This is a genomic window from Vreelandella sp. L-15 (genome assembly GCF_056857635.1).
Map to the genome: position 1 here is coordinate 1 of NZ_JBSXNN010000097.1, position 7,414 is coordinate 7,414.

Annotated in this window: 7 protein-coding genes, 1 pseudogene and 2 riboswitches; of the genes and pseudogenes, 3 read left to right on the forward strand and 5 right to left on the reverse strand. The window is 59.6% G+C overall.

Annotation, left to right across the window (positions count from 1 at the left end; translation table 11 throughout):
* Positions 1-126, reverse strand: a 126-nt coding sequence (locus AC13CY_RS15610; RefSeq protein WP_253028188.1) for a helix-turn-helix domain-containing protein, incomplete at its 3' end; no start/stop codon positions are given.
* A 180-nt stretch (positions 127-306) separates the two neighbouring features.
* Here AC13CY_RS15610 and AC13CY_RS15615 point away from each other — a divergent pair.
* Positions 307-894, forward strand: a complete 588-nt coding sequence (locus AC13CY_RS15615) for a gamma-glutamylcyclotransferase (protein ID WP_062374154.1) — start codon at positions 307-309, stop codon at positions 892-894.
* Here the strand turns inward: AC13CY_RS15615 and AC13CY_RS15620 are convergent.
* Entirely contained in the window at positions 885-1,412 is a 528-nt protein-coding gene (locus AC13CY_RS15620; protein WP_172416597.1) for an HPP family protein, read from the reverse strand. The two genes, AC13CY_RS15615 and AC13CY_RS15620, sit on opposite strands and share 10 nt — an antisense overlap.
* Before the next feature lie 114 nt (positions 1,413-1,526).
* Here AC13CY_RS15620 and AC13CY_RS15625 point away from each other — a divergent pair, with 114 nt between their 5' ends.
* Positions 1,527-2,438: a DMT family transporter gene (locus AC13CY_RS15625; protein ID WP_172416598.1), complete on the forward strand. Its 912-nt coding sequence runs from the start codon at positions 1,527-1,529 to the stop codon at positions 2,436-2,438.
* Here AC13CY_RS15625 and AC13CY_RS15630 read toward each other — a convergent pair.
* Complete coding sequence (locus AC13CY_RS15630) at positions 2,413-2,706, reverse strand: hypothetical protein (RefSeq protein ID WP_016915216.1); 294 nt, start codon at positions 2,704-2,706, stop codon at positions 2,413-2,415. The two genes, AC13CY_RS15625 and AC13CY_RS15630, sit on opposite strands and share 26 nt — an antisense overlap.
* Before the next feature lie 128 nt (positions 2,707-2,834).
* Positions 2,835-2,925: riboswitch (glycine riboswitch) on the forward strand.
* Positions 2,926-3,033, forward strand: a riboswitch (glycine riboswitch). It abuts the riboswitch before it with no gap.
* A gap of 59 nt (positions 3,034-3,092) precedes the next feature.
* Here AC13CY_RS15630 and AC13CY_RS15635 point away from each other — a divergent pair.
* Entirely contained in the window at positions 3,093-4,334 is a 1,242-nt protein-coding gene (locus tag AC13CY_RS15635; RefSeq protein ID WP_483052777.1) for a D-amino acid dehydrogenase, read from the forward strand.
* A gap of 89 nt (positions 4,335-4,423) precedes the next feature.
* Here the strand turns inward: AC13CY_RS15635 and AC13CY_RS15640 are convergent, their stop codons facing one another.
* Both AC13CY_RS15640 and AC13CY_RS15645 read right to left on the reverse strand, forming a co-directional pair.
* Positions 4,424-7,267 (reverse strand): efflux RND transporter permease subunit, encoded by a 2,844-nt coding sequence (locus tag AC13CY_RS15640; protein ID WP_483052778.1) that lies wholly within the window; start codon positions 7,265-7,267, stop codon positions 4,424-4,426.
* Positions 7,268-7,342: 75 nt separating this feature from the next.
* Positions 7,343-7,414, reverse strand: a pseudogene (locus AC13CY_RS15645) (IS200/IS605 family transposase); the annotation flags it as partial.

Consider the following 7,414-nt stretch of genomic DNA (forward strand, 5'->3'; position numbering starts at 1 on the left):
CGCGTCGGTGCGATAGCGCAGCACCGCGTTCCAGACAAACCGCACGCACCCAAACGTCCGCGCCAGCAAGGCTGCTTGCTCAGGCGTGGGATAGAAGCGGTATTGGTAGGCGCGTTCGGCTTTCATGCTTTACACTTTAGATGAAATATTGTAAGGATGCAAAACACAAGGCGTCCTGGCGGACGCCGCGCTATCCATCCTCGCACTAAAAGTACGAGGTTTTCCGCGCTAACTGATAACCCGGATGATGAACCACCGTTAACGCCATGCGCGTGCAGCCACTTTGGTCACAAATGTAGATCGCTTATGTTGCTTGATACCACGACGTTAAACCAGCAAAGAAACTTCTTCGACGGCCATGCGGATATCTGGCTTTTTGGCTACGGTTCGCTGATTTGGAAGGCTGATTTCGACTATCTGGAGCGCCGCCCTGCGGCCATTACCGGCTGGGCGCGGCGCTTTTGGCAGGGCTCCCACGACCATCGCGGCACCCCCGAAGCCCCGGGGCGTGTGGCGACGTTGATTCGGGCCGAAGGCGCGGTGTGTCACGGAATGGCCTACCGCATCACCCCAGAGGTGCTCGCACCGTTGGATGTGCGGGAGAAAAACGGCTACCTGCGGGAAAAAGTCACGCTGACGTTTTTGGATGAAGCGGGTAACCCTGACGCCGACCAAGCGCCTAGCGAGGGGCTGATTTATCTGGCCAGCGAAGACAACCCGGCGTTTTTAGGCGATGCCCCGCTGGCCGATATCGCCCAGCAAATAGCCCAGGCCCATGGCCCCAGCGGCCCCAACAGCGCTTACTTGCTGAACCTCGCCCAAGCGCTGCGCGAGTTGGGCACCGAAGATGCGCATATTTTTGCCCTGGAAGCGCAGCTACAGCGCTACCAGTAGCGCGGATAGCGGCGGTGGCGCGCCAGGTTATTGACCAGAATCGCCACCACCAGCATGACGATGCAGCCTACACCAATGGGAATCAGCGGATACCACCAGCCCAACTGATGCACGCTGGCACCGCCTGCCACGGCAATCAGCGCAGCGGCAGCCCCTGGCGGGTGAACGGTATGGGTAAGCTGCATGACCAAAATGGAGAGCGACACCGCCAACGCCATGGAAAGCGGCGTGGCCCCCAACAGTTGATAGCAGCCCACGCCCACACAGGCAGAGAGCACGCTGCCAAACAGCACATGGCTGGGCTGGGCAAAGGGGCTTTCCGGGGCGGCGTAAATCAGCACCGAGGTTGCCCCGAACGAGCCCACGATCAACAGCTGCTGGGAGAGCCACTCGGCGCTTAGCCAGCAAATCAGCGCCATGCCAGTAAAGGCACCCAGCCACGACCAGCAGGCATCTCGCCAGCCTACCCGGGGACGCGGCGTTCGTTCTCCGCGCATCTTGCCAAGATACGTTTTCATCGCACTCGCCTTTGCACAAAAAGAGTGCAGATGATGACAAAATGCACCAAAGAAGCAAATGACAATGCGTCATATGCTCATGAAACTCGCTCAAGGACGTCAAGGACGATACACATGCCACCATCAACTTCCTCTCTCGCCGTTACCCCTTCCAGCCTATTGCTAGCGGTGGTGGCTGCCGTGGGCATGGCCACCATCGGCGTGATCTCGCGCATCACCGGGCTGAATGCAGAGAGCATTACCTTCTACCGGTTGGGGCTGGGGGCGCTGTTTTTGCTCGGCTATTTACTGCTGACAAAACGCCATGCAGGGCTCACTACACTGCCAGGGCGGCAGGTGGTGATTAGCGGTAGTTTGCTGGCGGCGTTCATCCTGTTTTACGTGCAGGCGATGAACTACACCCAAATGGCCAACGCCATTTTGATGGTGTATCTCGCGCCGATTGTGGCGGCTATCGCGGCCCATGCGCTATTTAACGAACGGCTTGCAGCGGCGCAGGTTTCGCTCATTGGCTTGGCGCTGTTTGGGTTCGCGATGATGCAGGAGTTTCGGCTCAACCTGGACGATCAGAAGGACGTGATTGGCATGGGTTTTGGCTTAGCGGCCATGCTAGCTTACAGCGGTTTTATCCTGACGAACCGCCGATTGCCGAGCCACCTGGATGACCGCACCTGCGCCTTCTGGCAGTTGGCGGTCGGGGCGCTGGTGATCTTGCCGTTTGCGCTATGGCAACCAGCAGGGCTAACCGCCAGCGCATGGCAAGTGCCGTGGTTGTTGGCTGCAGGCCTTGTGCCCGGTTTTTTGGCGCTGCTGTGTGCGGTGATGGCGATTAACCGCCTGCCCACCGCGCTATACGGCACGCTGGCTTACTGTGAGCCGGTGGCGGTGGTGATTTTTGGCTGGAGCCTGTTTGGCGAAGCGCTTTCGCCTTTGCAGTTAAGCGGCTGTGGGCTAGTGATCGCCTGCGGCGTTGCGCAGGCGTGGGTCGGTGGTCGGGGCGCTACATCATCAGCCACGACAGGATGAACAGGCCGATCAGCGTGCGGAAAATGCCGCCAATAATGGAGCCACGCAAAAACGCACGCAGCCCGCCCCACAGTACCAGCAGGCCAATCAGCAGAATCGCCAGGCTCAAGAACGAGTCATTGATGCCCAGCGAGCGCGTCAGCCCGCCGATAAAATCGTCGAAGGCACCGAAAAAGTTGGTAAAGATACCCAGCAAGAACTCGACCACGATGCGGATCGCATCGCCTATCGCCTCGCCAATGCCCTCAAAAAATCCGTTTGCCTGCATGCGCTTTTTCCATTGCTCGAAGGGATTCGCTATTGTCAGCGAAAACGCGGTGGCTGGCAAAGCAGCTGCTGCTCATGTTTCCACCTTTCGCCTATTCCCTTTTTAACACCGTCGCGTTACAACGTCAGTATGCCATCGCGGGAGAGACTGGTGCCTGCCACCAGCGCCGAAGGAGCAACGACCCCGGAAACTCTCAGGCCAACGGACCGCGACGGCCATCCATGACGTTCCGAAGAGCGGTTGATGACTGCGTCACTCAGCCCACCGAAGGAGCAAGCGCCATTCCAGCGGCGTGAATCTCTCAGGTTCCATGACGGAAGGGGTACGCCCGGCCAATAGGCTGCCGGGGGTATCGCCCGACGCCCATACAACCTGTGGAGAGACTCATGCAACGCATTGCCATCATTGGCGGTGGGATCACTGGCATCACCAGTGCCTACGCCCTCGTAAAGCGCGGTTTCGACGTCACCGTCTTCGAAAAGCATCGCTACGCCGCCATGGAAACCTCGTTTGCCAACGGCGGGCAGCTGTCTGCCTCCAACGCAGAGGTGTGGAACCACTGGCCCACGGTCATCAAGGGCCTGCGCTGGATGCTCAAGAACGACGCCCCGCTGCTGGTGAACCCGCGCCCTACCTGGCACAAGCTGAGCTGGTTTGCAGAATTCATCGCCGCCATTCCCCGCTATGCCGACAACACCACCGAAACGACCCGCCTGGCCATCGCCGCCCGAGAACACCTGTTCCAGTGGGCCCGTGACGAGCAGATCGATTTCGACGTGAAGCAGAAAGGCATCCTGCATATCTACCGCGATAAAGTGGGCTACGAGCATGCCGCTAAGGTCTCACAGCTTCTGCACCAAGGCGGGCTTGAGCGCCGTGCCGTGACCCCGGAGGAAATGCGCGCCATCGAACCCACGCTGGCGGGTAGCTATTACGGCGGCTTCTTTACCGAAAGCGATGCCACAGGGGATATTCACAAATACACCAACGGCCTCGCCAAGGCCGCGGCTAAACGCGGCGTGAAGCTGAACCACGGCCATCAGGTGACCAACCTGGGTGCGGATGAAAACAGTGCCTGGGTCAGCGCTTCAATCGACGGGGAAGAAATACGCCAAAGCTTTGATAGCGTGGTGGTGTGTGCGGGCGTTGGCAGTCGTGCCATCGCCGCCAAGCTGGGTGACCGCGTCAATATCTACCCGGTGAAGGGCTACTCGATCACCGTGCAGCTGGACGACGAAGCCTCGCAACAGGCCGCTCCCACCGTGAGCCTGCTGGATGACGAAACCAAACTGGTGACCAGCCGCCTGGGCAACGACCGCTTCCGCGTGGCCGGTACCGCTGAGTTTAACGGCGCGAACCGCGATATTCGTAACGACCGCATTCAGCCGCTGGTGCGCTGGGTAGAGCAGTGCTTTCCCGGTGTCAGCACCCAGCGGGTCGTCCCCTGGGCTGGCCTGCGTCCGATGATGCCGAACATGCTGCCCAAAGTGGGCCCGGGCCGCTTGCCGACGGTGTTCTACAACACGGGCCACGGCCACCTGGGCTGGACACTCTCTGCGATCACCGCCGAGATGCTGGCGGATGCGGTGGATCACTCCACCACCGCCTCTTTCGCCGCCACCCGCTAGATGAATCAACGATAAAGGGGCCGTTTGGCCCCTTATCCTCACCTTTGCTCTTGCCGCGCAGTGAACGGCTGTCTGGCGATGCTATGGCATCAGCTGTGACTGCTTTCACCACCAGAAGAGGCCACCCACAGCCTGTAGAGTGCTGGCGTAAAGAAAAACGACACCAACGTAGCCAAGAGTAATCCAAAGCCTACGGTTTGCGCGAAGGGCGGCCATAGCCCGCCTGCGGCCACCATAAGAGGAATGAGCCCCGCAAAAGTAGTGATAGTAGTAGACACAATGTGCCGACTCGTGGGGCCGCTGATGACCGCGAGCATCGCGTCTATATCGCCTTGCCGGGCGGCCGGATCATCATCAAAGGCGGCAATAATAATGATGGTGGCGTTAATGGCGACACCGACCAATCCCATAATGCCGACGATAATCACGAAGCCAAACGCATGACCACTCATCAGCAGCGCCACAATCCCCATGCCCATGGCCTGTGCTCCAGCGATAAAGACAATGGCGGCGCGGCGGAAGGAGTTAAACGCCAGCACCACCGTAGCCACCATGGCAATCACCAGCAGCACCACTGAGGCGAGCAGTTTACCTACTGCCTCATCACGCTCAGCGGCCTCGCCCCCTGTTTCAATACGGTATCCAGCGGGCAACGTCAGCTCACCGTTCTCAAGCGCTGCCTGAAGCTTGGCATCTAACTGCGCCATGGATACGGCCGGTAGCGCATCCGCCACTAAATAGCCTTGCACCAGCTGCACTCGCTCGGCATTTCGTCGGGTAATCACACTCCATGAAGGGGCAAGATAGCTTTCAGCAACAGCCGCTAACGGTAAGCCTTCAGCCACTTGGTCACTCACCAAACGCAGTGCAGCTAGCTGCTCGGCATCAGTACGCCACCCATCGGCATAACGCACACGTATCGGTAGTTGTTGTGTATCTTCCAACAACATACCGGCAGGCTGGCCGGAGAGGGCAGCACCTACCTGTTCCGCCAGGCTCTGCGTCGTCAGCCCTGCATCGCTCAATGCGGTGTGGTCGACATCAAGCACTAGCCGAGGTAAATCACGCTGCATCCCTGCGCGCACGTGGGTTACCTGGGGAAGCTGGTGCATCAGGCCCGCTAGCTCCAGGCCCAGGGAGGAGAGCACCTCCAGATCATCGCCATACACGCGAAGCTCAATGGGCGCTTTAAAAGGCGAGCCTTGCTCGTATTTGCGCACAACGCTTTGGGCTTGAGGAAAGCGCTTATCCAGAGATTGCTGCAGCCCCGGCACCTGTTGATTGGTGGCCTCTAACGATACCGTATCGACGATCAGATGAAGGAAGGCGGGGTTGTTATCTTCATTAGTTAACACGTTGTAATACATCATCGGCGCACTTTCGCCGATAAACGACGAGACACGCACTACACCCGGCAGCTCGCGCACCATGCTCTCTACTTCGTGGGCCAGCGCCTCTGTCTTGGCGATACTACTGGCGGCGGGCAAGCGCACTTCAATATGGAACTGGTCGCGGTCGGCGAGAGGGAAGAACGCTACGTCTAGCGTTGGCATCAGCGCTATTCCACCTACCGGCACACAGAGGGTGATCAACATCGCCGCCACGGGGTGGCGCAGTGTGCTGCGAACCGTGCCGCGAAACGCCCGCTTCATTATATTATCCCGCGGGGCAGGCGGTTTAGCGGCTACCTTGGCCAGCAGCATGGGCGAAAGCGCAGGCACCAGCAGCAGCGAAATCAGATAAGAGCTGACCAGCGCTACCATGACCGCCATGGCGAGCGGCCCGACGAACTCACCGGCGGGGCCTGGCATCAGCACGATGGGCATAAACGCCAAAATGGTCGTGAGCGTACTGGCGAGCAGCGGTACCGACAAATGGCGCAACGCATCTCGAGTCGCGGCCAGCGCTGAATCCCCCTGAAGGAAGCGCTCACGCAGGGCATTGGTCATCACAATGGCGTTATCCACCATCAGCCCCAATGCGACAATAATACCGATGATGCTCATCTGGTGGATTTCCATCCCCAGCGGCTTGAACAGCGCCAGGGTGAGCAGCGCCGTCGCCGGAATGGCCAGCCCTACGGTGAGCGCAGAGCGCCAGCCCATCGTGAGAAATAGAATCGCGACCACCAGTACCAAGCCCATCAGCAGGCTAATCGCTACATCACTAAGACGCTGGTTGGTATAGCTGGCCTGCTCAAAGACTTCTTCTACCGCCAGCCCTATCGGCAGTTCATCGTCAAACGCCGCTAGTTGCGCCTGGGCACGCTCAACCCACGCATCGATACGCTGGCCCGGCACCATACGAGCACCTACAAATACGGCCCGCTCACCGTTTAGCAGCGCCACCGCGCTGGGTGGGTCTTGAACACCACGGCGCAGCTCGGCAATTTCCCCTAGCTTGACGCTCTGGCCCTGCTGGGTGGTGACGTTGATCTCTCGCAGCCGGTCAAGCGCATCAAACTCGCCGCTCAAGCCCACCGTTAGCCGATGCCCTTGTGTGACCACCTCGCCAGCCGTGCGGCGGCCGTCGCTCGCCTCAATGGCCCCGGCAAGCTGACCAACCGAGAGTCCTAACGCATTCAGTTCCAGCGGGTCTACCATCACCTCGACCTGCTCACCGGCGACGCCAAAACGGTGGGTATATTCGGTGCCTGCTACCTGCCGTAACTGATCTTCTAGGCGTTCGGCATAGCGCTCCATCAATTGTGGATTGGGAGGGGTATCCAACGTCCAGCGCAGAGCGGCCACGATACTGAACGCATAGCCACGGTCATCCAACAACTCCGGCGTTTGCACGCCTTCCGGTAGCGAGGGCGCTACATCGCTGAGCTTATCGCGCACGCGGCTCCACACCGGCGTGACATTGGTCACCGCGTCGCTCAGCTCCAGGCTGAGCACGGCAATGCCTTGCCGCGAGGTAGATTCCAGCACATCAATCTCAGCAAAAACCCGCGTGAACCCTCGCCCACTCGGGCGGGGAGGTAAGCGGGGGCCGCACAAGCGGCCCTATTCTGGTGTCTTCTGTCCCTGCACATAAGCCTTGAGCGTCTCGATAGTGGCTCCGCCTGCGCTACAAGC